Origin of the sequence: Agromyces cerinus (assembly GCF_016907835.1) — a bacterium.
GTDB lineage: Bacteria > Actinomycetota > Actinomycetes > Actinomycetales > Microbacteriaceae > Agromyces > Agromyces nitratus.
The window spans coordinates 1,125,368-1,150,556 of the sequence record NZ_JAFBCT010000001.1 but is presented as its reverse complement, the minus strand read 5'-3'; the positions used below and the strand labels follow the sequence as shown (position 1 = coordinate 1,150,556).

Sequence of the window (25,189 nt, the reverse complement as noted above, 5' to 3'; positions counted from 1 at the left end):
GGCAGTAGGCTCACGAGCGCCTTCCATGGAAGGGGGTCGCATGCTGCTGATGATCGCGTGCGGTGCACTCCTGGTCGTCGGCCTCGCGCTCACCACGATGTGGTCGGGCGAGCGCCTCGTCGAGCCGCCGGCCCCATCGGCCCTCGTCACCGCCCGCACGGCGACACCTGAACCAGCGAAGCGGATGCCGCGGCACCTCGCCGGCCTGAGGGTGTACGTCTGGTGGGCGACCGTCTTCACGGTGCTCGGCACGGCGTCGGGCCTTCTGATCACCGGCGCCGGCGGGCGGCTCATCATGCGTCTGCTGGCGGAGACCTCGCCCGAGGCGACCGGCAGCATCACCGAGGCATTCGCACGGGTCGGTGACATCACGGTCGAGGGAACCACGGCGTATCTCGTCTTCGGGGCGCTTCCTGCTGCGTTCGCGTCGGCGGCCCTGTACCTGCTCGTCGCTCCCTGGCTCCCCCCGGGTCGCCTCGGCGGGCCGGCGTTCGGCGCGCTGCTGCTCGTGACCGTCGCTCCGTTCGTCGAGCCGCTGCGCACGTCGAACTTCGATTTCGCGATCCTCGGCCCGGGCTGGCTCGCCGTGCTGCTGTTCGCCGCGCTCGCCGTGTTGCAGGGTGCGTTCCTCGCGGCGCTCGCCGGCCGCCTCAGCCGGGGCCTGCCGCTCCTCACCCGCGATCGGTGGCTCGGCCCGGTGTCGCCGCTCCTCGCGGCGGTCGTGCTCGTGCCCGTCGGCGTCGTGCTCGCGGTCGGCGCGCTCGTGGCGTTCGTGTTCCCGCGCGCGCTGCCGTGGATCCTCGCGGTCCGCGCCTCCGGGGCCGGAGTCATGACCGGCCGGATCCTCCTCGCCATCGCCGTGGTCGCGGCGCTCCCCGCGTTCATCGGCACGGTGGTCACGATCGGGCAGCGCTGAGCCGCGGCATCCGCTCGCCTACTCATCGCCGCACGTCCGTGACCGCGTGCCGCGCGAGAGCTAGGCTGATGCACGTTGCCTGCGGCCACGAGCCGCGTCGATGACTGCCAAAGGAGCAGACGTGCCCGGAGAGAACCTCACCCGAATCGAAGCCGAGGAGCGTGCTGCGCTCGTCTCGGTGCGCGACTACGACGTCGTGCTCGATGTCACCACCGGTCCGGAGGTGTTCCGCACCCAGACGACCGTGCGGTTCACCGCGACCGCGGGTGCGTCGACGTTCATCGACGCCATCACGGCGACCGTGCACTCGGTCACCCTGAACGGCGTCGCGCTCGACCCCGCCGAAGTGAGCGACGGCGTGCGCATCCAGCTGCCGAACCTCGCCGCCGAGAACGAGCTCGTCGTCGTCGCCGACGGCCGCTACATGAACACCGGTGAGGGCCTGCACCGCTTCGTCGACCCCGCCGACGGCGAGGTCTACCTCTACACCCAGTTCGAGGTGCCCGACTCGCGGCGCATGTTCGCCGTGTTCGAGCAGCCCGACCTCAAGGCCGAGTTCAAGTTCACGGTCACCGCGCCGTCGCACTGGCAGGTCATCTCGAACCAGCCGACGCCCGAGCCCGAGCTGCACCCCTCGGGTCGCCGCGCCGACGACGTCTCGACGGCCACGTGGGCGTTCGAGCCGACGCCGCGCATGTCGAGCTACATCACCGCCCTCATCGCAGGCCCCTACGACGTCGTGCGCGACGAGCTCACGAGCTCCGACGGGCGGGTCATCCCCCTCGGCGTGTTCAGCCGCAAGAGCCTGTCGCAGTACCTCGACGCCGACTACATCTTCGAGAAGACGAAGCAGGGCTTCGAGTACTTCGAGTCGAAGTTCGACGTGCCCTACCCGTTCGCGAAGTACGACCAGCTCTTCGTGCCCGAGTACAACGCCGGTGCCATGGAGAACGCGGGCGCGGTGACCTTCACCGAGGTCTACGTGTTCCGCTCGAAGGTCACCGACGCGATCAAGGAGCGCCGGGTCGTCACGATCCTGCACGAGCTCGCGCACATGTGGTTCGGCGACCTCGTCACCATGAAGTGGTGGAACGACCTGTGGCTGAACGAGTCGTTCGCCGAGTGGGCGTCGACGATCGCCACCGCAGAAGCCACCGAGTGGCACCACGCCTGGACGACGTTCAACTCGATGGAGAAGAGCTGGGCCTACCGTCAGGACCAGCTGCCCTCGACGCACCCGATCGTCGCCGAGATCCGCGACCTCGAAGACGTGCTCGTCAACTTCGACGGCATCACCTACGCCAAGGGCGGTTCGGTGCTGAAGCAGCTGGCCGCCTGGGTCGGCATCGAGGCGTTCTTCACGGGCGTCTCGGCGTACTTCAAGAAGCACGCGTGGGGCAACACGACTCTCGCCGACCTGCTCGGCGAACTCGAGGTCGCCAGCGGCCGCGACCTGTCGGCCTGGTCGAAGCTCTGGCTCGAGACCGCGGGCGTCAACACCCTGCGCCCCGAGATCGCGACGGATGACGCGGGCACGATCACTGCCTTCACCGTGCTGCAGTCGGCGCACCCCGACTACCCGACGATCCGGCCGCACCGCGCCGCGATCGGCTTCTACAACCTCGTCGACGGCGCGCTCGTGCGCGAGCACCGCGTCGAGCTCGACATCGACGGTGAGCGCACGGATGTCGCCGAGCTCGTCGGCCTCGCACGCCCCGACCTCGTGCTCCTCAACGACGACGACCTCGCCTACGCGAAGATCCGTCTCGACGAGGCATCGCTGCAGGTCGCACTGGGGAACCTCTCGAAGATCGAGGACCCGCTCGCCCGCGCCCTCGTCTGGAGCTCGGTGTGGGATGCCGTGCGCGACGCAGAGACGAGCGCGAGCGACTACCTCGAGCTCGTGCTCGGCAACATCGCGAGCGAGACCGAGTCGACGACGCTGCGCATCATCCTCGCGAACGCGCAGCTCGCGGCGAGCGCGTACGTCGCTCCCGAGCACCGCTCTGACGCACGCCGTTCGCTCGCCGACGGGTTCTGGCAGCTCGCGCAGCAGGCTGCGGCCGGCAGCGACGCCCAGTTCCAGTTCGTGAAGGCGTTCGCCTCGATCGCCGAAGCCGGTTCGCACGTCGACGCCCTCGCCGGGCTCTTCGACGGCTCGATCACGCTCGACGGCCTCGACATCGACACCGACCTCGGCTGGGAGCTGCTCATCGCGCTCGTCGCCGCAGGCCGCGCCGGAGATGCCGAGATCGACGCCCGCCTCGAGTCCGACAAGACCGCCACGGGCCAGGAGTCGGCCGCGCACGCCCGCGCGGCGACGCCGACCGCCGAGGGCAAGCAGCGCGCATGGGCGTCGGTCATCGACGTCGACACGGCGACGAACTCGGTCGTGCGCACGACCGCGACCGGCTTCGTGCGGGCCGACGACCAGTCGCTGCTGACTCCGTTCATCGAGCGCTACTTCGGCATGCTCGACGGCATCTGGAAGAGCCGCAGCTACGCGATCGCCGAGAAGCTCGTCGACCTGCTCTACCCGGCGCCGCTCGCCAACCGCGCACTCGTCGAGGCCAGCCACGCCTGGCTCGCGGCGAACCCCGACGCGGCGCCGGCGCTGCGCCGCCTCGTCGTCGAGAACGTCGCCGGCGTCGAGCGCGCACTCGCCGCGCAGGCGCGCGACGCGCAGTAGCACTCGGCACGACCGCTCAGGGCGGGTCGGCATGGTACTTCGGTACCATCCCGGCTCGCCCTGAACCATTCTTCAGGCGGATGTCCCGGCACCGCCTGCTCTCTAGCCTTGAAACATGATCACGGCAGAAGGGCTCGTCAAGCGCTACGGCGCGAAGACCGCCGTCAACGACATCAGCTTCACCGTCCGCCCCGGGCAGGTCACCGGGTTCCTCGGCCCGAACGGCGCCGGCAAGTCGACCACGATGCGCATGATCGTCGGGCTCGACCGTCCGAGCGAGGGTCGCGTCACCGTCAACGGCAAGCCGTATGCCGCGCACCGCGCGCCGCTGCACGAGGTCGGCGCCCTCCTCGACGCGAAGGCCGTGCACACCGGCCGCACCGCCTACAACCACCTGCTCGCGATGGGCGCCACGCACGGCATCGGCGCGAGCCGAGTTCGCGAGGTCATCGAGATGACCGGCCTCGAATCGGTCGCCCGCAAGCGCGTCGGCGGCTTCTCGCTCGGCATGGGCCAGCGGCTCGGAATCGCCGCTGCGATGCTCGGCGACCCGTCGACGCTGATCCTCGACGAGCCGGTCAACGGCCTCGACCCCGAGGGCGTGCTGTGGGTGCGCCAGTTCGTGCGCCACCTCGCGTCCGAGGGCCGCACGATCTTCCTCTCCTCGCACCTCATGAGCGAGATGGCGCTCACCGCCGACCACCTCATCGTGCTCGGCCGGGGCGAGATCATCGCCGACGCCCCCGTCGCCGACATCATCGCCGGTGGCACGCGCCCTCGCGTGCTCGTGCGTTCGCCCCACTCCTCGCAACTCGCCGACCTGCTCGCCGCCCCCGAGGTCGCGGTCATCCGCTCAGAGGCCGGCGTGCTCGAGGTGACGGGAGTCGCGGCATCCGGCATCGGAGACCTCGCCGCGCAGCACGGACTCTCGATCCACGAACTCACCCCCCTCAGCGCATCGCTCGAGGAGGCCTACATGGCCCTGACCGCCGACGCGGTCGAATACCGCACGGAGGCAGTCCGATGACCACGATCACCCCGCCCCTCGCGCACCCCTCGCAGCGCGCTCGCTCCACCTCGCTGTCGTTCGGCGGAGTGCTCCGGTCCGAGTGGATCAAGCTGCGGAGCCTCCGGTCGACCACCTGGTCGTACCTCATCGTCATCGCGATCTCGCTCGGCATGGCGCTCATCATGTCGCTCAGCATGGCCAGCGGCATGAACGGCGGTGCGGATGCCTCGGGCATGCCCGCCTCCGAGCAGGTCTCGCTCGTCATGCAGTCCTCGGTGTTCGGCGTCTTCTTCGGCCAGCTCGTGGCGGGCGTGCTCGGTGTGCTCGTCATCAGCGGCGAGTACACGACTGGCATGATCCGCTCGACGCTCACGGCCGTGCCGAAGCGACTGCCGGCCCTCGCCGCCAAGGCGGTCGTGCTGTTCGTCGCGACCTTCGTCATCGGGCTCCTCGCCAACCTCGGCGCGTTCCTCGTCTCCTCGGTGGTCTTCGCGGGCATCGACGTCTCGGCGAGCATCACCGACTCCGCGATCTACCTGCCGCTCCTCGGGGGTGCGCTCTACCTCGCGCTCATCTCGGTGTTCGCTCTCGGGGTCGGCACCATGATCCGCAGCAGTGCGGGCGGTATCGCCGCGGTCCTCGGTCTCATCCTGCTCGTGCCGACGGTGCTGCAGATGATCCCCGCCGAGTGGGCGCACGATCTCATTCCCTACCTGCTCTCGAGTGCCGGTCTCGGCATCTTCACCTCGACGACGGCGGAACCCGCCGGCGACGCGCTCGGCGCCTGGCTGAGCCTCCTGATCGTGCTGGCATGGGTGGGGGCATCCATCGCCGGCGCCGCGGTGCTGCTGAAGCGACGGGACGCGTAGAGTCCAGTCCATGACGGAAGCACCCATCTCCCCCGGCTACCCGGCTTCGGTAGTCGGGGGAGAACTTCGTCTGCCGAAGCCACCCGGGGTGATCCGGCAGTTCTGGGCGCGGCATCCGTGGCTCACGGACTCGCTGATCACGGCGCTGTACTTCGTACCGACGTTCTTCGGGTCCATCGCGATGCTGTTCGTCCCTACCCCACCACCCGCGTGGATCGCCGTCGCGCAGCTCGCCGCCATCGCCGTGGCGGCCGCTGCGATCCTGCTCTTCCGCCGCAGGCGGCCCTGGCTCCTCGTCATCATCGCCTGGCTCGTCTGCCTCGTCGTCTATCCCTTCGGGTCGACCGATGTGCTCCCCCTGCTGCTCGCCCTCTACGCCCTCGCGGTCTACGGTTCGACACGCTCGGCCTGGATCGGGTTCGGGGGCTCGGTGGTCGTCGCGACGGCCTCCTCGTACATCGCCGTCTGGGCCCACGCCGACGACACGGTCGCGCCGTTCGGGGCCAACGCGCCGGCATCCGCGTCGCAGTTCACGGTGCTGCTGCTGATCGCGACCCTCATCGGCGTGACCGTCGGCAACCGGCGCCGCTACCTGAACGCCCTCATCGCCCGTGCACACGACCTCGCCCGGGAGCGCGACCAGCAGGCGCAGCTCGCGACGGCTCTCGAGCGCTCCCGAATCGCCCGCGAGATGCACGACATCGTCTCGCACAGCATCACCGTCATGGTGACGCTCGCCGACGGCTCGGCGGCGACGGTCGGCCGCGACCCGGAGCGCGCCGCCGAAGCGATGCAGCACGTGGCCGACACCGGTCGCGCCGCGCTCGTCGACATGCGACGCATGCTCGGCGTCCTCGCCGAACCCGACGAAGCATCGGGCGGCTCTGAGGAACTCGCCCCGCAACCGGGCACGGCGGCCCTGCCGGTGCTCGTGGAGCGATTCCGCGCCGCCGGGCTGCCGGTGCAACTGACGACCGTTGGGCCGCCGATCGTCGACTCGAACCTGCAGTTGACCGTGTACCGCATCGTGCAGGAGGGTCTGACCAATGCGCTGCGGTACGCCGCGACGGCCCACCGGGTCGACGTGACCGTCGCGCACGTCGATGACGTGGTGCGGGTCGACGTGGTCGACGATGCTGTCGTCGCGTCGACCTCCGAGCTCACGAGCGGCGGCAAGGGCCTCGTCGGCATGCGCGAACGGGTCGCGTTGTACGGCGGCACCCTCGAAGCCGGGCCAGGCGCCCAGCGGGGCTGGCGGTTGCATGCCGAGCTCCGAGCCGAAGAGAGCACGCCGCGATCCGATGCGGCCACCACGAACTCGGAGGAGTCCGAATGAGCACCGACCCGCATCCCATCCGCGTCGCGATCGCCGACGACCAGTCGCTCGTGCGCGCCGGGCTCCGCATGGTGCTCGAAGCCGAGCCCGACCTCGTCGTCGTCGGCGAGGCCGCCGACGGGCGCGAGGCGATCGCCCTCGTCGAGACACTCGACATCGACGTCATGCTGATGGATGTGCGCATGCCCGAGGTCGACGGCATCGCCGCCACCGAGTCGATCGTCGCGGCCGGACGACCGACCCGCATCCTCGTGCTGACGACCTTCGACCTCGACGAGTACGCCTTCGCCGCCATCCGTGCCGGCGCGAGCGGATTCCTGCTGAAGGATTCCCGGCCCGCCGAACTCGTCGGCGCGATCCGCACCGTGCACGCCGGTGAGGCGGCGCTCGCACCGCGGGTCACCCGCCGCATGATCGAGCTCTTCGCCGGCGAGCTGCCCGGTGCCGCGGCGACGAGCCGGGCGCCGGGGCTCGACACGCTGACCCCCCGCGAGCACGAGATCCTCATCGCCATCGCCGAGGGTCGGAGCAACCCGGAGATCGCCGAGCAGTTCTTCCTGTCGGAATCGACCGTGAAGACCCATGTCGGCAGGGTGCTGCAGAAGCTCGACGCACGCGACCGGGTGCAGCTCGTGATCTACGCGTACGAGCACGGACTGCTGCCCATGCCCGGCTCATCATGAGTCAGTAGGCTGACGTGGCAACGAACCCCACGGAGGCCCCTGCATGCCCGCTGCCGATCTGACCCGAATCGAAGCCGAACAGCGCGCCCATGTCGTGCGTTCCCCGCGCTACGACATCCGCCTCGACCTGTCAGGCGGCGGCGATACGTTCCGCAGCGAGACAGTCGTCTCGTTCGACGCCGTGCCCGGTGCCTCGACCTTCATCGAGGCGTGCACGGTCGAGGTGCACGAGATCACCCTGAACGGCAGCCCGCTCGACACGGCCGTCGTCAGTGACGGCACGCGCATCCGCCTCGACGGCCTCGCCGCGGCGAACGAACTGCGCGTCGTCTCGACGGCCGCGTACACGAACACCGGCGAGGGACTCCACCGCTTCGTCGACCCCGTCGACGGCGCGACCTACCTCTACACCGAGTTCGCCGTCGCCGAGGCGAACCGGGTCTTCGCAGTCTTCGACCAGCCCGACCTGAAGGCCAGGTTCACCTTCACGATCACCGCGCCCGCCGCTTGGACAGTGCTCAGCAACGCCGCGACGCCCGCACCAGTGCCCGCGCAGGTCTCGACAGGCTCGACCGGCAGTTCTGCGGACTCGACCAGCAGTTCTGCGGACTCGACCGGCACTTCTGCGGTCTCGACCTGGTCGTTCGAACCGGGCCCCGTCATCTCGAGCTACATCGTGGCGATCATCGCGGGCCCGTACGCCGCATGGCACGGCAGCGCGCGCAGCGTCGATGGCCGCGACATCCCCCTCGGGGTGCTGACCCGCGCCTCGCTCGCGCAGTACGCCGAGCCCGAGGTCATGTTCGAACTCGTGCAGGCCGGCCTCGCGTTCTACGAGACCGCCTTCGGCGTGCCCTACCCCTATGGCAAGTACGACCAGATCTTCGTGCCCGAGTACAACTGGGGCGCCATGGAGAACGTCGGCGCCGTCACGTTCAACGAGTCCTACCTGTTCCGGTCACGGGTCTCCGACGCGCGGCGCGAGCAGCGCGCGATCGTCGTGCTGCACGAGCTCTCGCACATGTGGTTCGGCAACTCCGTCACGATGCAGTGGTGGAACGACCTGTGGCTGAACGAGTCGTTCGCGACGTGGGCCTCGACCCTCGCGACCGCTGCCGTCACCGAGTTCACCGGCGTCTGGGCGACGTTCGCGAGCGACGAGAAGACGCACGCCGCCGAGCAGGACCAGTTGCCGTCGACGCATCCGATCGTCGCCGAGATCGCGAACCTCGCCGACGTCGAGGTCAACTTCGACGCGATCACCTACGACAAGGGCGCCTCGGTGCTGAAGCAGCTCGTCGCCTGGGTGGGACTCGACGCCTTCCAGCGCGGTGTCGGCGCGTACCTCACCGCCCACGCGGGAGGCAACGCCACGCTCCGCGACCTGCTCGACGAGCTCGAGGCGGCGAGCGGCCGCGACCTCACGCGCTGGTCGGCGCTCTGGCTCGAGACGGCCGGCGTCAACACCCTCCGCGCGAGCATCGAGACGGATGACGCGGGCACGATCACCGCCGCACGCGTCGAGCAGAGCGCAGCACCGGGGCATCCGACGCTGCGCCCGCACCGCCTGGCGCTCGGCTGCTTCCGACTCGGCCCTGCCGGACTCGAGCGCACGCACCGCATCGAACTCGACATCGACGGTGCGGTGACCGAGGTGCCCGAGCTTGTGGGCCTCGCCCGCCCCGACCTGCTACTCGTGAACGACGACGACCTCACCTACGCGAAGGTCCGTCTCGATCCCGCCTCCTTCCGCACCGCGATCGATCACCTCCCCGAGCTCTCCGATCCGGTCTCGCGCGCCGTCGTGCTCGGTTCGGCATGGGACGCACTGCGCGACGCCGAGGTGCCGACGATCGACTTCGTGCGCCTCGTCATCGGCAGCATCGGCCACGAGACGCAGTCGGCGGCGCGCGGACTCGCGCTCGCCCGGCTTGAACTCGCGATCTCGCGCTACCTCGCCGAGGACCACCGCACCCAGGTCTCGGCAGAGGCCGGCGACGCCGTCTGGGCGCTCGCCGAGCTCGCTGAGCCGGGTTCCGACACGCAGCTGCAGTTCGTCAAGGGGTTCACCCGCATCGCCTCGACCGCGGCGCACGCCGACGTGCTCGGCAGCCTCCTCGACGGCTCGATCAAGCTCGCGGGGCTCGAGATCGACCTCGACCTGCACTGGGAGCTCGTGGTCGCACGGGCCACGCTCGGTGCGGCAGCCGACGACGAGATCGACGAGGCGCTCGCACGTGACGACACGGCCAAGGGCCGACTCCTCGCCGAGACCGCCCGGGCGGCTCGCCCCGACCAGGCGTCGAAGGATGCCGCGTGGCGCAGAGTCGCGACGGATGCCTCGCTGTCGAACGACCTCGCTCGCGCGATCGCCGACGGCTGGCAGCGCACCACGCAGCCCGAACTGCTCGCAACGACTGCGACCGAGTACTTCGCGATGCTGCAGGACGTCTGGGCGAGCCGGAGCTTCACGATGGCCTCGCTCATCGTGAAGCGGCTGTACGCAGCGCCCCTCGTCTCACCCGAGCTCGCAACGATGACCCGCACCTGGCTCGAGGCGAATCCGACGCCGGCACCGCTGCACCGGCTCGTCTCCGAACAACTCGATGAGCTCGAGCGGGCGCTCGCTGCACAGGCTCGCGATGCCAGCGAGCTCTCGGGCGCGGCTCAGTAGACTTTCACACCATGTTCGGATTCGCAGCGACCTCTGGTGAGGACAACCCGGTGACCGCCGACTTCTGGGCGCAGATCGCGACGTACTGGGCCGAGAACTGGGACGTCGTGCTCGGCAAGATCATCTCGATCGTCTTCATCATCGTCTTCGCCCTCCTGATCCGCTGGGTGCTGCACTTCGTCATCGAGCGAGTCGTCAAGCAGATCGTCACGGGCGTCAAGAAGAAGCAGGACGTCACCGACACCCAAGCGCTCCAAGCGTCGCCGCTCGCGGCCGTGCGAGTCGTTCAACGCACGCGCACGCTCGGCACGGTGCTCACGAACATCGTCAACGTGACGCTCTTCATCATCGTCGTGCTGCTCGTCGTCAACACCATCAACGACGCGATCCTCGGCTCGTTCGCCCTGCTCACCGCAGCCCTCGGCGCGGGGCTCGGCTTCGGCGCGCAGAACATCGTGAAAGACGGCCTCAACGGCCTGTTCATGGTCGTCGAGGATCAGCTCGGCGTCGGCGACGTCGTCGACCTCGGCCCGGCGACGGGCATCGTCGAAGAGGTGCGCATCCGCGTCACGAAGATCCGCGACGTGAACGGCACGCTCTGGTTCGTGCGCAACGGCGAGATCCTTCGCGTCGGCAACATGTCGCAGGGTTGGGCGCGCGTGATCGTCGATCTCGCGGTGCCGTACGACGTCGACGTCGACGAGGTCGAGGCGACGCTGCTGCGCACGGCGACCGAGATGGCGCACTCCCCCAAGTGGCGCTCGCGCGTGCTCGAGAAGCCCGAGGTCTGGGGTCTGGAGTCCGTCACGGCGGAGGCCCTCGTTATCCGCGTGGTCATGAAGGTGCGCTCCTCCGCGAAGGACGACGTGGCGCGGGAGCTGCGCATGCGGCTCAAGCGCGCACTCGACGAGATGGGCGTGAAGCTGCCGAGCCTCAACAGCGTCGTGCTTGCCGGGTTCGAGGGAGCCACCCGGGTCAAGGGCGCGAAGCCGCCGAAGACGACACCGAACGCCGTCGTCGCCGCGGGCGATACCGGCGCCGCTGCGGCCCGCGCCGCCGTGAAGAAGCCCCGCGCACCCCGCGCACCGAAGCCGCCGGCACCCCCGGCTGGAGGAGCATCATGACCGAGCACGTGCCCGTCGAGGCATCCGGCCCAGCGCGGCCCGCGAACGTGCCGCTGCGCGGCACCGAGCACGGCTCGGCGCTCGGCCCGTCGTTCTACGAGACCGTCGGCGGACGCCCGACCTTCGAGCGGCTCGTCGCGGAGTTCTACCGCGGTGTCGCTGGCGACCCCGTGCTGAAGCCGATGTACCCCGAAGAAGACCTCGGACCGGCGGCCGAACGGCTCACCATGTTCCTCGAGCAGTACTGGGGCGGCCCCGGCACCTACAGCGAACAGCGCGGCCACCCGCGCCTGCGCATGCGGCACCAGCCGTTCAAGGTGAACCCCGACGCCCGCGACCGCTGGCTGCAGCACATGCGCGCCGCGGTCGACTCGCTCGACCTGCCGCCGCTCGCGGAGGAGACGCTGTGGGATTATCTCCAGCGGGCCGCCTTCGCGATGGTCAACACGTTCGACGAATAGCAGCACCACACCGCCCGACCCCACCCGAACCCCACGCACCACCCGAGACGAAGGAGTCCTTGTGGCCGCCTCCCCCGCACCCGCCGCGACCGAACGCACGCAGAAGCCGGCCGACGCCATCGTCGTCGGCGCCGGCCTCTCGGGCCTCGTCGCCGCAGCCGAACTCGTCGACGCCGGCAAGCGCGTCGTGATCGTCGATCAAGAGCCCGAAGCAAGCCTCGGCGGCCAGGCGCACTGGTCGTTCGGCGGGCTCTTCCTCGTCGACTCGCCCGAGCAGCGCCGCATGGGCGTGAAGGACTCGCTCGAGCTCGCGAAGCAGGACTGGGACGGCACCGCCGGATTCGACCGCGACGACGAAGACGACTGGGGGCGGCGCTGGGCCGACGCCTACGTCGAGTTCGCCGCGGGCGAGAAGCGCGCCTGGCTGCACGAGAAGGGCGTGCGCTTCTTCCCCATCGTCGGCTGGGCGGAGCGCGGCGGCTACAACGCCATCGGCCACGGCAACTCCGTGCCGCGATTCCACATCACGTGGGGCACCGGCCCCGGCGTGCTCGCCCCGTTCATCGCCAAGGTGAAGGCGGGCGAGGCAGCGGGTCTTGTCGAGTTCCGCCACCGGCACCGCGTCGACGAGCTCATCGTCGAAGCCGGCGCGGTCGTCGGCATCCGCGGCGCCGTGCTCGCACCCGACGGAGCTGGGCGCGGCGAGCCGTCGAACCGCGACGAGGTCGGCGAGTTCGAGCTGCGCGCCCCCGCCGTCGTCGTCGCCTCGGGCGGCATCGGCGGCAACCACGACCTCGTGCGCGCGGCATGGCCCGAGCGCCTCGGCACGGCCCCCGAGCACATGCTCTCGGGCGTGCCGGCTCACGTCGACGGGCGCATGCTCGGCATCGCCGAGGCATCCGGCGCACGGCTCGTCAACGGCGACCGCATGTGGCACTACACCGAGGGCATCACCAACTGGGACCCGATCTGGCCGATGCACGGCATCCGCATCCTGCCCGGCCCGTCGTCGCTCTGGTTCGACGCGACCGGCAAGCGACTGCCAGTGCCGCTCTTCCCCGGCTTCGACACCCTCGGCACGCTCGAGCACCTCATGACGACCGGACACGACCACTCGTGGTTCGTGCTCACCCAGAAGATCATCGAGAAGGAGTTCGCACTCTCGGGCAGCGAGCAGAACCCCGACCTCACCGGCAAGGACCTGAAGCTCCTCGCCCAGCGACTCGGCTCGGGCGCACCTGGCCCGGTCGAGGCGTTCAAGGAGCGCGGCGTCGACTTCGTGGTCGCCGATACGCTGGGCGAACTCCTCGACGGCATGCGCGCCCTCTCGCCCGAGGCGGAGCTCGACACCGCGAACATCGAGCGCGAGATCGTCGCCCGCGACCGCGAGGTCGACAACGAGTTCACGAAGGACCTGCAGCTCACCGCGGTTCGCGGTGCGCGCAACTACCGCGGCGACAAGCTCATCCGCGTGGCGACGCCGCATCAGATCCTCGATCCGAAGGCCGGACCGCTCATCGCGGTGAAGCTCCACATCCTCACCCGCAAGAGCCTCGGCGGCATCCAGACCGACCTCGACTCCCGTGCCCTCGGGGCGGATGGCGCACCGGTTCCCGGGCTCTACGCCGTCGGCGAGGCATCCGGCTTCGGCGGTGGCGGCGTGCACGGCTACCGTGCGCTCGAAGGCACCTTCCTCGGCGGATGCCTCTTCACCGGCCGCGCAGCCGGACGCGCGATCGCTCGCCTCTGACCCATTCTTGTGGGTTGAGCCTGTCGAAACCGGCGCAGCAGGGTTTCGACAGGCTCAACCAGCAGAAGTCAGGCCTTCAGGGTCCAGGGCTTGCGGCGCACGAGCACGTGTCCGCGGCGCGACGAGAGCCGGGTCCACGGACCCGTCTCGAAGAGCTTCACCTCGTCGTCGCCGAGGAAGCCGAGGCTGTACGCGGCGAACGCAGCGCCGGTGGGGAGGTACTCGACGCCTTCGACGCCGCGCCCCCACACCTCGGAGCGCACGCGCTGCACGAGCTGCTCCCCGGTGCCGGCCGGAATCGCCTCGGCGACCTCGTCGATGCCCGCACGTGCCGCAGCCTCGAGCGTCGCGGCATCCGTCGTGCCGAGCGGCCGCCAGCCGCCCCGCGGCGGCGAAATGCCCGCCCAAGTGACCGTGTTGACCTCGGGCGGTCGCGACATCGAGACGGGGCGCGAGTCGTCGTCTTCGCCGAGCTCGCCCCGTGCCCGCACGATGCGCTCGACGAGGGAGCGCATCGGCACGACCGAGTCGAACTCCTCGTCGTCGGCGAGGGCGAAGGTGCGCAGGCCGAGCACGGTGGGGCTCTCGTCGAGAATGCCCCGCGGGTACAGGATCGCGGTGTACACGGCGAGGATGCCCGAGCCCGCGATGAGGCGCACGGAACCGTCTTCGACGCGCCCTGCGCGCTGCAGGTAGGTGTGCAGATCTCCGAGCGACAAGCTGTCGGCGAGCGTGAGTTGTTGAGCCATCTCCTGTCTAAACTACCAAGAGAGCGCCGCCGCCCCGGCGGTCACACGCTCAGAGGGTCACGAGCGGTCACCGACCACCGACACGGAGGAACGATGAACGGTCCGATCGACGGCCTGCTGAGCACCCTGCACCTCACCGACACGGGTGCTCGCACCACGGAGGACATCTTCACCGGTCCCTCGCAGTGGATGCCGCTCGGGCGTGTCTTCGGCGGCCAGGTGCTCGCCCAGTCGCTCATCGCCGCGATGCGCACCGTGGCCGACGACCGCACGATCCACTCGATGCACGGCTACTTCCTGCGGCCCGGCGACGTGGCGCACCCCATCACCTTCTCGGTCGACCGGCTGCACGACGGCCGTTCGTTCTCGACCCGTCGCACGCACGCCTTCCAGAACGGCGTGCCGATCCTGTCGCTCATCGCCTCGTTCCAGACCGAAGACGACGGCGTCTCGCACCAGGTGGAGATGCCGACCGACCTGCCCGACCCCGAGACGCTGCCGTCGACGGCCGACGTGCTCGGCGCCTTCGATCACGATATCGCCCGCTACTGGTCGAACGAGCGGGCGTTCGACGTGCGGCACATCCCCTCGCCCGTGTACCTCAGCGTCGAGGGCGAGCGGGTGCCGCGCCAGGCGGTGTGGATGAAGGCGTTCGGCCGCCTGCCCGACGACCTCAACATGCACCGTGCCGCGCTCGCGTACGCAAGCGACTACTCGATCCTCGAACCGATCCTGCGCGCGCACGGCGTCGCCTGGGCGACCCCCGGCCTGAAGGTCGCGAGCCTCGACCACGCGATGTGGTGGCACCGCGACGCCCGCGTCGACGAATGGCTGCTCTACACGCAGGACTCGCCGTCGGCGAGCGGCGGCCGCGGACTCTCGCTCGGACGCATCTACACCCGCGATGGCGTGCTGGTGGCGAGCGTCGCGCAAGAGGGCATGGTGCGGGTGCCCGAGTCCGCTCGCCCGTCGGCTCCGACTGAATAGATCCTGTGGAATCCGCCGTCCTTCGCGGATGGTGACCCAGAATGGGTGCCATGGGCGCTCACGTGAAGTGAGCGACGCGGACGAAGGAGTTCTGGCGATGACCGATCCCACCCGACGCACCATCCTCACCCTGGGTTCCGCCGGTGCGATCGGCGGCGCACTCGCACTCGCCGGTTGTGCAGCGGATGCCCCGAGCCCGAGCGGCTCGGCCAGTGACGCACCCCCGAGCCTCGTCGAGGATCCGCCGGCATCGACCGACGCATCCGCGGCACCCGATGCGCCGGCCGTCGGAGGCGACATCGCAGCCCTCGCCGATGTGCCGGTCGGCGGAAGCATCGACACCAAGATCGACGGGGCACCAGCATTGCTCGCACAACCGATTGCTGGCCAGGTCGTCGCGTTCAGCGCGATCTGCACGCACCAGCAGTGCGTCGTGGCCGCCGCGGGCGACGAGTTCCACTGCCCCTGCCATGGGTCGATGTTCGACGCCGCGACGGGAGACGTCATCCAGGGTCCGGCGCTCGAGCCGCTGAGTCCGATCGCCGTCGCCGTCTCGGGCGACCGCATCGTCGCGGCCTCCTGACCATGGACTACACGTTCGCGGGGCTCCCCCTGCACGTGCTTCTGGTGCACGCCGTCGTGGTGCTGACGCCGTTGCTCGGCCTGCTGCTCATCGTGATCGCGGCGTGGCCTGGCGCGCGGCGGGTGCTCTGGCTTCCCGCCCTCATCGCAGCGGCGCTGCTGCTGCCCCTCGGGCTCGTCACGATCGAGGCGGGCAAGTGGCTCGAGCAGCGGGTTCCGCCTGCACCGCTGATCCAGGTGCACACCGCGCAGGGCGAAGACATCGTGCCGTGGCTCGTCGCGTTGCTCGTGCTGGCCGCGGCGATCAGCGGTTGGGCGCTCGTCGAGCGCTCCGCACGTCGACGCGGTGCGGCGGGTGACGGGGCGGCGCCGAGCCGCGGCATCCGATTCGCCGTGGGCACCGTGCTGACGGTCGGTGCGCTTGTGATCACCGCGGGCTCGACGTGGACGCTCGTGCAGATCGCGGAGGCCGGAAGTCGCGCCGTCTGGGAGGGCTCGTTCAGCGACGAGCCGCTCGAGGACTGAATCCGGCGCGCGCAGCGAATCGACTCGGCCTGCGGGCCGGTCGCGACGGTGGGGCTCCCCTGTCGGCGGTCAGCGCCGCCGGAAGGCGATCGGGTCGCCGAGGTACGGCTCCCATGCCGCGCGTTCCGTGTCGCCGATGCGACGCGGCCGCTCGGTCGTCGCATCGACGAGCACGATGGTGGTGACCGCGCGGGTGTACAGGACGCGTGGCTCGACGCCGACCGGCGAGTAGACCTCGTAGCAGACGTCGAGGCTCGCCCCGCCCATGTGGCCGATCCAGAGCTCGATGTCGACCGGCTGGCGCTGGTACGGGATCGGCGCGAGGTACTCGACCTCCTGGCGCGCGATCAGCGTGATCGTGGTTGCGCCAGGAGTCGCATCGAGCACCGCCGTCGATGCGCCGGCAGCATGCTCCGAGGTGTCGTCGCTCACCCAGAACGCCTGGATGCGAGCCTCTTCGAGGAGGCTCAGCATCCGGGCGTTGTTCACGTGCCCGTAGGCGTCGAGGTCGCTCCACCGCAGCGGAGTGGGCACGTGCAGGCGCATGTCAGTCCCTGGTGAGCTTGCGGTAGGCCGAACGGTGCGGCTTCGCCGCGTCGGGCCCGAGGCGCTCGATCTTGTTCTGCTCGTACGACTCGAAGTTGCCCTCGAACCAGTACCAGTTCGCGGGGTCCTCCTCGGTGCCCTCGTACGCGAGGATGTGCGTCGCGATGCGGTCGAGGAACCACCGGTCGTGGGTGATGACCACGGCGCAGCCGGGGAACTCGAGCAGCGCGTTCTCGAGGCTCGAGAGGGTCTCGACGTCGAGGTCGTTGGTCGGTTCGTCGAGGAGCAGCAGGTTGCCGCCCTGCTTCAGCGTGAGCGCGAGGTTCAGACGGTTGCGCTCACCACCCGAGAGCACGCCGGCCTTCTTCTGCTGGTCGGGCCCCTTGAAGCCGAACTGCGAGACGTAGGCACGCGACGGGATCTCGGTCTTGCCGACGATGATGTAGTCGAGGCCGTCGGAGACGACCTCCCACAGGTTCTTGTTCGGGTCGATGCCGCCGCGGCTCTGGTCGACGTAGGAGATGTCGACCGTCTCGCCGATCTTCAGGTCGCCGCCGTCGAGGGGTTCGAGCCCGACGATCGTCTTGAACAGGGTCGTCTTGCCGACGCCGTTGGGGCCGATGATGCCGACGATGCCGTTGCGCGGCAGGCTGAAGCTCAGGTCTTCGATGAGGATGCGTTCGCCGAAGCCCTTGCGCAGCTTCTTGGCCTCGATCACCTGCGCGCCGAGGCGCGGACCGACGGGGATGACGATCTCTTCGAAGTCGAGCTTGCGCGTGCGCTCGGCCTCGGTCGCCATCTCTTCGTAACGGGCCAGACGCGCCTTCGACTTCGCCTGGCGCCCCTTCGCGTTGGACCGGACCCACTCGAGCTCTTCGGAGAGGCGCTTGGCGAGCTTGGCGTCCTTCTTGCCCTGGACGCTGAGTCGTTCCTGCTTCTTCTCAAGGTAGGTCGAGTAGTTGCCCTCGTAGGGGTAGAGGCGACCGCGGTCGACCTCGCAGATCCACTCGGCGACGTGATCGAGGAAGTACCGGTCGTGCGTGACGGCGAGCACGGCGCCGGGGTACTTGGCGAGGTGCTGCTCGAGCCAGAGCACGCTCTCGGCGTCGAGGTGGTTGGTGGGCTCGTCGAGGAGCAGCAGGTCGGGCTTCTGGAGCAGCAGCTTGCAGAGCGCGACGCGGCGCTTCTCACCGCCGGACAGCACGGAGATCTGCTCGTCGCCCGGCGGGCAGCGCAGTGCGTCCATCGCCTGCTCGAGCTGGGAGTCGAGGTCCCACGCGTCGGCGGCGTCGATGGCCTCCTGCAGCACGCCCATCTCGGCGAGCAGGGCGTCGAAGTCGGCGTCGGGCTCGGCCATGGCCAGCGAGATCTCGTTGAAGCGGTCGAGCTTCGCCTTGATCGGGCCGACACCCTCCTGCACGTTCTCGAGCACCGTCTTGGTCTCGTCGAGCACGGGCTCCTGCATCAGGATGCCCACGGAGAATCCGGGGCTCAGGCGCGCCTCGCCGTTGGACGGCTGGTCGAGACCGGCCATGATCTTGAGGATCGTCGACTTGCCGGCACCGTTCGGGCCGACCACGCCGATCTTCGCTCCGGGGAGGAATGCCATCGTCACGTCATCGAGGATGACCTTGTCGCCGACCGCCTTGCGGGCGCGAACCATCGAGTAAATGTAATCAGCCATGTCGCCTACCAGTCTATGGGGCGGGTCTGCCCGACGAGACAGGCGCCGGTGCCGAGCGGTGGGCGAACCGCCCCGTGATACCCGTCGGACTTCGGACCGTACTGACCGACGAGGCATTCGCCTTGGAAGAGCACGGAGAACTGCACCGAATCGGCCGCCTCTCCGATCGTCGTCGTGTCGGCGGTGACCTGCATCTGCGCCTTGTCGAACCCTGCCGCGACGAGCGCGTCGATGAAGTCCCGCCCGCCCGCCGAGGCGTTCGCGGCGACGACGCCGCTGTTCACCCAGTCGAAGTAGGGCAGGTTCTCGGTCGCGGAGAGCTCGGGTCGGAACTCCGGTGCGGTCGGTGCGGCGGTGCCCGGGGCGGACGGCGTCGGCCGACCGGTCGCAGGCGGCGTCGGCCCTGGATCGTCGAACGTGCACGCCGCCAAGCCCACGAGCATCGCGACCCCGGCGAGTGCAAGGGCCGCGCTGGTACCGATCCGCCGTCTCATCGTTCCCCTCACCGGCGGTGGCGACCGCCCGAGCCGATTCTAGGCGGTACGCCCCTGAAGGCGGCTCGGGCAGGCCAGCGGCGGCCTCGGTCACTCCCGATCAGCCGGCGAAGGTCGATTCGAGCTCGGGCAGCGGAACGTCTCCTGCGTCCTCGGAATCGCCCCACGCAGCGGAGGCGTCGTCGACCGGGTCGGCGCCGGCCGCCGTCACGTCGTAGCCGGCGCCCGAGTCGCCCGAGTCGCCCGAGTCGCCCGAGTCGCCCTGCGATGACACCTCTGCCGCGGCATCCGCTGGTCGCGTGGACCGCACCTTCGCGTAGGAGGTCACGCACCAGGCGAGGTCGTGCCCGATGGAGTCGGCCTCGATCTCGACGGCGGTGCCCGACCGCTCGCCGGTCTCCCAGGCCCGCAGCCGGAGTCGGCCGCGGATGATGAGGCGCTCGCCCTTGCGGATCGACAGGCTCGCGTTCGTGGCGAGTTGGCGGAAGGCGGAGACGGTGTACCAGTTGGTCTCGCCGTCTTCCCAACTGGCCTTCGCCCGATCGAACACGCGCCTGGTCGAGGCGAGTCGGAACGTGGTGATGGCGAGTCCGCCGCTGGTGACGTGGTGTTTGGGATCGGTTCCCACGACTCCCGTCACGGTGATGATGTCGGTCATGTGCTGCACTCCTCGGTCGGATGCCGCCGCGAGTCGACGGCACGCGGCTCCGGGAGGGCGCTCGTGCCGGATCGTCACCCCGGAGCCGCGTTCCGTTCAGCATCGAGGGCCGGCCGAGGCATCCGGATGCCGTGTGCGAAGGTCGTGCAGAAGCCTGCCGTCACGATGAATGTGGAGGACGAGTCGGCGACCTAGAGTTGCTCCATGAGCTACGTCGCCCTCCCCGAACGCTACGACCGCATGCAGTACAACCGGGTGGGCCGCAGCGGCCTGAAGCTCCCGGCCCTCTCGCTCGGCCTCTGGCACAACTTCGGCCACGAACGCCCGTACGACACCCAGCGCGCGATCGTGCGTCGCGCCTTCGACCTCGGCGTCACCCACTTCGACCTCGCGAACAACTACGGCCCGCCTCCGGGCAGCGCCGAGACGAACTTCGGCCGCATCCTCGCCGGCGACCTCGCGCCCTACCGCGACGAGCTCATCATCTCGTCGAAGGCGGGCTACGACATGTGGCCCGGCCCCTACGGCGAGTGGGGTTCGCGCAAGTACGTGCTCTCCTCGCTCGACCAGAGCCTCGGGCGTCTCGGCCTCGACTACGTCGACATCTTCTACTCGCACCGGCCCGACCCCGAGACGCCGATCGAGGAGACGATGGGCGCGCTTGCGACGGCCGTGCGACAGGGCAAGGCGCTCTACGTGGGCATCTCGAACTACGACCCCGACCAGACGCGCGCCGCCGCCGCAGCGCTCGAGGCCGAGGGCGTGCCGCTCCTCATCCACCAGCCGCGCTACTCGATGTTCGACCGTCACATCGAAGACGGCCTGTTCCCGGTGCTCGAAGAAGTCGGCGCCGCGAGCATCGTCTTCTCGCCGCTCGCGCAGGGCCTCCTGACCGATCGGTACCTCGGCGGCGACGTTCCCGCCGATTCCCGGGCGGCGACGAGCCGGTTCCTCTCCCCCGACACGATCAGCGGCGAGTACCTGGAGCGCGCCCGCGCGCTCGATGCGATCGCGAAGGAGCGCGGCCAGACACTCGCCCAACTCGCCCTCACGTGGGTGCTGCGGCAGCCGCTCGTGTCGAGCGCGCTGATCGGCGCGTCGAGTGTCGCCCAGCTCGAGCAGAACATCGCAGCACTCGACGCGGCACCGCTCACCGCTGACGAGATCGAACGCATCGAGCCGTTCGCCGCGCACGGCACCGTGCTCGGCTGAGCGCGGCGGGGCTCCGCGGTGCCCGGCTGAACTCGGCCGGGCACCGCCGCTCGGCGACGGCTCGAGACCACCGATCGGATGTCGGTGGCCCGCCGTACGCTCGTGACACACCGCAGGGCCGGCTGCATCACGAGAGGAGCGACATGTCCGCCATCGCCACGAACGCATCGCGCACGCGCGAGCCGTTCCCCGACGTCGTGCCCGGCCTGCAGATCTCACCGGCAGAGCCGGGCCTGTGGCGAGTCACCCGCCCGCAGGGCGCGGTGCTCGGGCACATCGAGCAACGCGGCTTCGGCGACGAGCTGCGCTTCGGAGCGAAACGACTCGTCGCGGGCGGCATCCGCTCGATCGAACTCGGCGAATTCTGGTCGTCGCGCGATGCTGCCGAGGTCTTTCGCTGAGCTCGCGCGGCGCGTATTCGGGCGCGCCGTCGACGCTCGATCGTCACGCCGCACCGCGGGGGTAATCTACGGCCATGCAGTGGTGGAACGATCTCATCTCCTGGCTCGGTACGAGCGCTTCGCGGCCCACGGTGTTCTCCGCCGTCGTGCTGTTCTTCGCGGTGCTCGCCGCTGGCCTCCTCGCCGTGTGGATCGCCAATCTCGCGATCAAGCGCCTCGTCGCGCAGCGCGATCGCGAGGCGAAGGCCGCCGCGATCGCCGCACTCGTCGACGCCGCGACCGAGGCATCGGTGTGGAACTCGCTGACGCCGCAAGAACAGGTGCTCGCCGACCGCGCCGTGGGCCAGGCCGACATCATCGTGCGACTGCTGCCGATCCGCGGATCGGATGTCGCGGCCAACTGGGCGGCCCACCAACTCCACGAGCTCAAGCGGGCGTCTGCGACGTTCGGATACCAGCTCGACCCTGCCGTCGTGGAGTTCCGTGATCGCCTCCTCGAGTGGCAGCGCCACCCCGGGCGCACGCGCCGTCAGTTCCTGAACGATCTCGCCCGCTGGCGCACGCAGCGTCAAGAGCCCGAGCAGTCCGCCATCGACCAGCAGGACGCGTGGGTCGCCGAACAGCACCAGCAGCGGTACCAGGGCAGTGTCACCATCGCAGATGACGGCGCCGAGACCGCGAATACCGCACCGACGCCCACGCTGCAGGGCGATCAGCTGCGCTGAACCGCACCCGCGAACGCGACTCCGACCTCGACCTCACCTTCGACCTCACCTTCGACCGCGCCTTCGGCCGCATCCTCGGCCGCAGGAGCGAGTTCACTGCGGCGTCGCACCCCCGCCGAGGCGCTCAGCGCCACCAGTCGTCGAACATCGACACCGGAACCGTGCGCTTGTGGCGCGTCTGCAGGAAGCGTGCCTCGATGCGCTCGGCAACCGACTCGTCGATCTCCTCGCCCTCGAGGTACGCGTCGAGATCGGCGTAGCTCAGGCCGAGGTTCGCCTCATCGGACTGACCGGGGTTCGCGTCGAGCAGATCCGCCGTCGGCACCTTGAGGTACAGGCGCTCGGGAGCGCCGAGGTGCACGAGCAGAGCCCGCCCCTGACGCTTCGTGAGACCCGTGAGCGGAAGCACATCGGCTCCCCCGTCGCCGTACTTGGTGAAGAATCCCGTGACGGCCTCGGCCGCGTGATCGGTGCCCACCACGAGCAGCCCGCCCTCGCCCGCGAGGGCGTACTGCGCCACCATGCGCATGCGCGCCTTGACGTTGCCCTTGCCGAAGTCGCTGAGCGGCGCCGCGGTCGCCGCCGCCGCGAAGTCCGCGGTGAGCCCGTCGACGCCGCCCTTGATGTCGAAGACCACGGTCTCCTGCGGCTCGATGAAGCTCAACGCCAGCTGCGCGTCGTCTTCATCGCGCTGCACGCCGTACGGCAGTCGCACGGCGACAAACCGCGACGGAGTGCCCTCTGCGACAAGTTCGTCGACCGCGATCCGGCACAGCCGACCCGCGAGCGTGGAGTCCTGCCCGCCGCTGATACCGAGCACGAGGCCCTGCGCTCCCGTCACGCGCACGTACGACTTCAGGAAGTCGATGCGGGCGCGCGCCTGCTCGGCGGGGTCGATGACCGGGGTGACGTTGAGTTCGGCGATGATTCGCGACTGCAGCTCTCGCATGCCACGACCATACCGTCGTCATGTTTCCGGCAGACGAACCGGATGCATCCGGGTCGCCGCCGCGCTCCGCTAACATCTCGACAGGCATCACCTGCCGCCCTGAACGGAGTGCCTCTTGGAGATCTCGATCGGAACCATGGTGCTCGTGCCGGCGATCGCCGTCGCGGCGCCGCTGCTCGTGCGCGCGATCGGCAAGTGGGTGGCGATTCCCCTCGTCGTCTTCGAGATCGTGCTCGGCCTCCTGCTCGGCCCTGCCGTGCTCGGATGGATCGTTCCCGACGACTTCATGACCCTGCTGGCCGACTTCGGTCTGGCCATGCTCTTCTTCCTGGCTGGCAACGAGATCGACTTCCGCGCAATCCGCGGTCGGCCGCTGAGCCGAGCGGCGATCGGCTGGATCATCTCGCTCGCAGCGGGCATCGGCCTGGCGACGCTCCTCGCGGCGGACCTGCCTGCCGCGGCGTTCATCGGCATCGCGCTGACCTCGACGGCGCTCGGCACGATCATGCCGGTGCTGCGCGATTCGGGCGACCTCGGCACCCCGTTCGGCATCGCGGTGATCGCGCTCGGCGCCGTCGGCGAGTTCGGCCCGCTGCTGGCGATCTCCATCTTCCTGAGCGGGCGCAGCCCCCTGCTGGCCACGGTCGTGCTGCTCTCGTTCGCCGTGATCGCGGGCATCGCGATCTGGCTGGCGGCCAAGGGCGTGGGCAAGCGCATGCACCGGGTGATCACGGCGACGCTGCACACGAGCGGGCAGTTCGCGGTTCGGCTCGTCATCTTCGTGCTGCTCGCGCTCGTGGCGCTCAGCATCGTGCTCGATCTCGACATGCTGCTCGGTGCATTCACCGCCGGCGTGCTGTACCGACTCTTGATCTCCGGCGCCCCGAAGCGCGACATCGAAGTGGTCGAGACGAAGCTCGAAGCGGTCGGGTACGGGTTCCTGGTTCCCGTGTTCTTCATCAACACCGGGGTCGCGTTCGACCTCGAATCGCTCTTCGCCGACGCGCGCACGACGGTGCTGCTGCCCGTGTTCCTCGTGCTGCTGCTCGTCGTGCGCGGCCTGCCGTCGCTGCTCGCCGCCCCGGCGGGGTCGAGTCGGCGCGACCTGGTGGCGACCGCGCTGTTCGGCGCCACGGGCCTGCCGATCATCGTCGCCGTGACGGCGATCGGCGTCGACAACGGCGACCTGCCGAGCGGCACCGCAGCGGCGCTCGTCGGCGCCGGCATGCTCTCGGTGCTGCTCTTCCCGCTGATCGCGCTCGCCATCCGCAAGGGGCGCTCGGATGCCGCGACCCGCACCGCCGAAGACGACCCCTTCGTCCCCGTCGAGGGGTGACCCGGCTCGCCCCGGTATGCTGGCACCGCCGCCCCCGTAGCTCAGCGGATAGAGCAGGAGCCTTCTAATCTCTTGGTCGCAGGTTCAATTCCTGCCGGGGGCACTCCTCTAGCCGATCCCTTCGAAGCCCGCGCAGAGCGCGCTCGTGGATCCTGCGATGCCGCCCGAGCAGCGCCGTCGGTGCGCCCGGATAGACTCTCTGCATGCCTTCTTCGAGCGACCGCCTGGTCTGGATCGACTGCGAGATGACCGGACTCGACCTCGAGGTCGATGAGCTCGTCGAGATCGCGGTCATCATCACCGACTACGACCTCAACCCCGTCGACGCCGGCATCAGCATCGTCATCAAGCCCGACGCGAGCGCGCTCGAGTCGATGGGCGAGTTCGTGCGCACGATGCACACCCAGTCCGGACTGATCGAAGAGATCCCCAACGGCGTGAGCGTCGCCGACGCCGAGTACCAGGTGCTCGAGTACGTGCTGCAGCATGTGCCCGACGAGCAGAAGGCGCCGCTCGCCGGCAACTCCATCGGCACCGACCGCGCGTTCCTCGCGAAGTACATGCCCCGGCTCGACGCGCACCTGCACTACCGCAGCGTCGACGTCTCCTCGATCAAAGAGCTCGCGAAGCGCTGGTTCCCTCGCGCCTACTTCAACTCCCCCCAGAAGAACGGCGGGCACCGTGCCCTGGCCGACATCCAGGAGTCGATCCGCGAGCTGCACTACTACCGTCGTGCGGTCTTCGTCGCCGAGCCCGGCCCCTCGACGGCCGAGCTCCAGAGCCTGTCTGCAGCCGTGGTGAACGAGTTCGCCTCCAAGGTGTAGTAAGCT

Annotated in this window: 24 protein-coding genes and 1 tRNA gene; 19 read left to right on the top strand and 6 right to left on the bottom strand. The window is 69.6% G+C overall.

The features are described 5' to 3' along the window. Nucleotides 1-40 precede the first annotated feature (40 nt). The 10 genes from JOE59_RS05195 to JOE59_RS05150 all read left to right on the top strand — a co-directional run bounded on the left by JOE59_RS05195 (nt 41) and on the right by JOE59_RS05150 (nt 13,511). On the top strand, nt 41-916 hold the full coding sequence (locus tag JOE59_RS05195) for a hypothetical protein (RefSeq protein ID WP_204459235.1): 876 nt from the start codon (nt 41-43) through the stop codon (nt 914-916). A 121-nt stretch (nt 917-1,037) separates the two neighbouring features. Further along, nucleotides 1,038-3,605: an aminopeptidase N gene (pepN, locus tag JOE59_RS05190; RefSeq protein ID WP_204459234.1), complete on the top strand. Its 2,568-nt coding sequence runs from the start codon at nt 1,038-1,040 to the stop codon at nt 3,603-3,605. 115 nt (nt 3,606-3,720) lie between these two features. After that, nucleotides 3,721-4,632 (top strand): ABC transporter ATP-binding protein, encoded by a 912-nt coding sequence (locus JOE59_RS05185; protein ID WP_179550384.1) that lies wholly within the window; start codon nt 3,721-3,723, stop codon nt 4,630-4,632. Beyond that, nucleotides 4,629-5,483, top strand: a complete 855-nt coding sequence (locus tag JOE59_RS05180) for an ABC transporter permease (protein WP_204459233.1) — start codon at nt 4,629-4,631, stop codon at nt 5,481-5,483. Before JOE59_RS05185 ends, JOE59_RS05180 begins: the two co-directional genes overlap by 4 nt. Nucleotides 5,484-5,493: 10 nt before the next feature. Further along, entirely contained in the window at nt 5,494-6,819 is a 1,326-nt protein-coding gene (locus JOE59_RS05175) for a sensor histidine kinase (RefSeq protein ID WP_204459232.1), read from the top strand. Beyond that, on the top strand, nt 6,816-7,502 hold the full coding sequence (locus tag JOE59_RS05170; RefSeq protein WP_204459231.1) for a response regulator: 687 nt from the start codon (nt 6,816-6,818) through the stop codon (nt 7,500-7,502). The genes JOE59_RS05175 and JOE59_RS05170 overlap by 4 nt, the downstream gene beginning before the upstream one ends. A 43-nt stretch (nt 7,503-7,545) precedes the next feature. After that, nucleotides 7,546-10,176: an aminopeptidase N gene (pepN, locus tag JOE59_RS05165; RefSeq protein ID WP_204459230.1), complete on the top strand. Its 2,631-nt coding sequence runs from the start codon at nt 7,546-7,548 to the stop codon at nt 10,174-10,176. Between the two features lie 11 nt (nt 10,177-10,187). Beyond that, nucleotides 10,188-11,300, top strand: a complete 1,113-nt coding sequence (locus JOE59_RS05160) for a mechanosensitive ion channel family protein (protein ID WP_204459229.1) — start codon at nt 10,188-10,190, stop codon at nt 11,298-11,300. After that, the gene (locus JOE59_RS05155) at nt 11,297-11,761 is read left to right on the top strand and encodes a globin (protein WP_204459228.1); all 465 of its coding nucleotides are present in this window, start codon (nt 11,297-11,299) and stop codon (nt 11,759-11,761) included. Before JOE59_RS05160 ends, JOE59_RS05155 begins: the two co-directional genes overlap by 4 nt. Nucleotides 11,762-11,822: 61 nt before the next feature. Further along, nucleotides 11,823-13,511, top strand: a complete 1,689-nt coding sequence (locus JOE59_RS05150) for an FAD-binding dehydrogenase (RefSeq protein WP_204459227.1) — start codon at nt 11,823-11,825, stop codon at nt 13,509-13,511. 68 nt (nt 13,512-13,579) lie between these two features. Here the strand turns inward: JOE59_RS05150 and JOE59_RS05145 are convergent, their stop codons facing one another. After that, nucleotides 13,580-14,260: a DUF8185 domain-containing protein gene (locus JOE59_RS05145; RefSeq protein ID WP_204459226.1), complete on the bottom strand. Its 681-nt coding sequence runs from the start codon at nt 14,258-14,260 to the stop codon at nt 13,580-13,582. Between the two features lie 93 nt (nt 14,261-14,353). On the opposite strand from JOE59_RS05145, the gene JOE59_RS05140 reads away from it, so the two are divergent. The 3 genes from JOE59_RS05140 to JOE59_RS05130 all read left to right on the top strand — a co-directional run bounded on the left by JOE59_RS05140 (nt 14,354) and on the right by JOE59_RS05130 (nt 16,354). After that, the gene (locus JOE59_RS05140) at nt 14,354-15,247 is read left to right on the top strand and encodes an acyl-CoA thioesterase (protein WP_204459225.1); all 894 of its coding nucleotides are present in this window, start codon (nt 14,354-14,356) and stop codon (nt 15,245-15,247) included. 97 nt (nt 15,248-15,344) lie between these two features. Beyond that, a complete protein-coding gene (locus JOE59_RS05135) occupies nt 15,345-15,830 on the top strand; it encodes a QcrA and Rieske domain-containing protein (protein ID WP_204459224.1) in 486 nt (161 codons plus the stop codon). A gap of 2 nt (nt 15,831-15,832) precedes the next feature. Continuing rightward, complete coding sequence (locus JOE59_RS05130) at nt 15,833-16,354, top strand: hypothetical protein (protein WP_204459223.1); 522 nt, start codon at nt 15,833-15,835, stop codon at nt 16,352-16,354. Between the two features lie 69 nt (nt 16,355-16,423). On the opposite strand, the gene JOE59_RS05125 is transcribed toward JOE59_RS05130, so the two are convergent. The 4 genes from JOE59_RS05125 to ssb all read right to left on the bottom strand — a co-directional run bounded on the left by JOE59_RS05125 (nt 16,424) and on the right by ssb (nt 19,736). Next, the gene (locus JOE59_RS05125; protein WP_204459222.1) at nt 16,424-16,900 is read right to left on the bottom strand and encodes an acyl-CoA thioesterase; all 477 of its coding nucleotides are present in this window, start codon (nt 16,898-16,900) and stop codon (nt 16,424-16,426) included. Between the two features lies 1 nt (nt 16,901). Further along, the gene (gene ettA, locus JOE59_RS05120) at nt 16,902-18,584 is read right to left on the bottom strand and encodes an energy-dependent translational throttle protein EttA (RefSeq protein ID WP_204459221.1); all 1,683 of its coding nucleotides are present in this window, start codon (nt 18,582-18,584) and stop codon (nt 16,902-16,904) included. Between the two features lie 5 nt (nt 18,585-18,589). Then, the gene (locus tag JOE59_RS05115; protein ID WP_204459220.1) at nt 18,590-19,078 is read right to left on the bottom strand and encodes a DUF6993 domain-containing protein; all 489 of its coding nucleotides are present in this window, start codon (nt 19,076-19,078) and stop codon (nt 18,590-18,592) included. Nucleotides 19,079-19,178: 100 nt separating this feature from the next. After that, nucleotides 19,179-19,736 (bottom strand): single-stranded DNA-binding protein, encoded by a 558-nt coding sequence (gene ssb / locus JOE59_RS05110; protein ID WP_204459219.1) that lies wholly within the window; start codon nt 19,734-19,736, stop codon nt 19,179-19,181. A gap of 204 nt (nt 19,737-19,940) precedes the next feature. Between ssb and JOE59_RS05105 the strand changes: the two genes are divergently transcribed. The 3 genes from JOE59_RS05105 (at nt 19,941) to JOE59_RS05095 (ending at nt 22,074) form a co-directional block, all read left to right on the top strand. Next, nucleotides 19,941-20,948 carry an aldo/keto reductase gene (locus JOE59_RS05105; protein ID WP_204459218.1) on the top strand — a complete coding sequence of 336 codons (1,008 nt, stop codon included), beginning with the start codon at nt 19,941-19,943 and terminating at the stop codon, nt 20,946-20,948. 143 nt (nt 20,949-21,091) lie between these two features. Next, on the top strand, nt 21,092-21,349 hold the full coding sequence (locus tag JOE59_RS05100) for a hypothetical protein (RefSeq protein ID WP_204459217.1): 258 nt from the start codon (nt 21,092-21,094) through the stop codon (nt 21,347-21,349). Between the two features lie 74 nt (nt 21,350-21,423). Further along, nucleotides 21,424-22,074 carry a hypothetical protein gene (locus JOE59_RS05095; protein ID WP_204459216.1) on the top strand — a complete coding sequence of 217 codons (651 nt, stop codon included), beginning with the start codon at nt 21,424-21,426 and terminating at the stop codon, nt 22,072-22,074. Between the two features lie 124 nt (nt 22,075-22,198). Here the strand turns inward: JOE59_RS05095 and nadE are convergent, their stop codons facing one another. Then, nucleotides 22,199-23,023, bottom strand: a complete 825-nt coding sequence (gene nadE, locus JOE59_RS05090) for an NAD(+) synthase (RefSeq protein WP_204459215.1) — start codon at nt 23,021-23,023, stop codon at nt 22,199-22,201. Between the two features lie 115 nt (nt 23,024-23,138). Between nadE and JOE59_RS05085 the strand changes: the two genes are divergently transcribed. From JOE59_RS05085 to orn, 3 genes are all read left to right on the top strand, one after another. Then, nucleotides 23,139-24,359 carry a cation:proton antiporter gene (locus JOE59_RS05085; RefSeq protein ID WP_204459214.1) on the top strand — a complete coding sequence of 407 codons (1,221 nt, stop codon included), beginning with the start codon at nt 23,139-23,141 and terminating at the stop codon, nt 24,357-24,359. A gap of 30 nt (nt 24,360-24,389) precedes the next feature. Further along, nucleotides 24,390-24,462, top strand: a tRNA-Arg gene (locus tag JOE59_RS05080). A gap of 100 nt (nt 24,463-24,562) precedes the next feature. Next, nucleotides 24,563-25,183 carry an oligoribonuclease gene (gene orn, locus JOE59_RS05075; protein ID WP_074258834.1) on the top strand — a complete coding sequence of 207 codons (621 nt, stop codon included), beginning with the start codon at nt 24,563-24,565 and terminating at the stop codon, nt 25,181-25,183. Nucleotides 25,184-25,189: the final 6 nt, after the last annotated feature.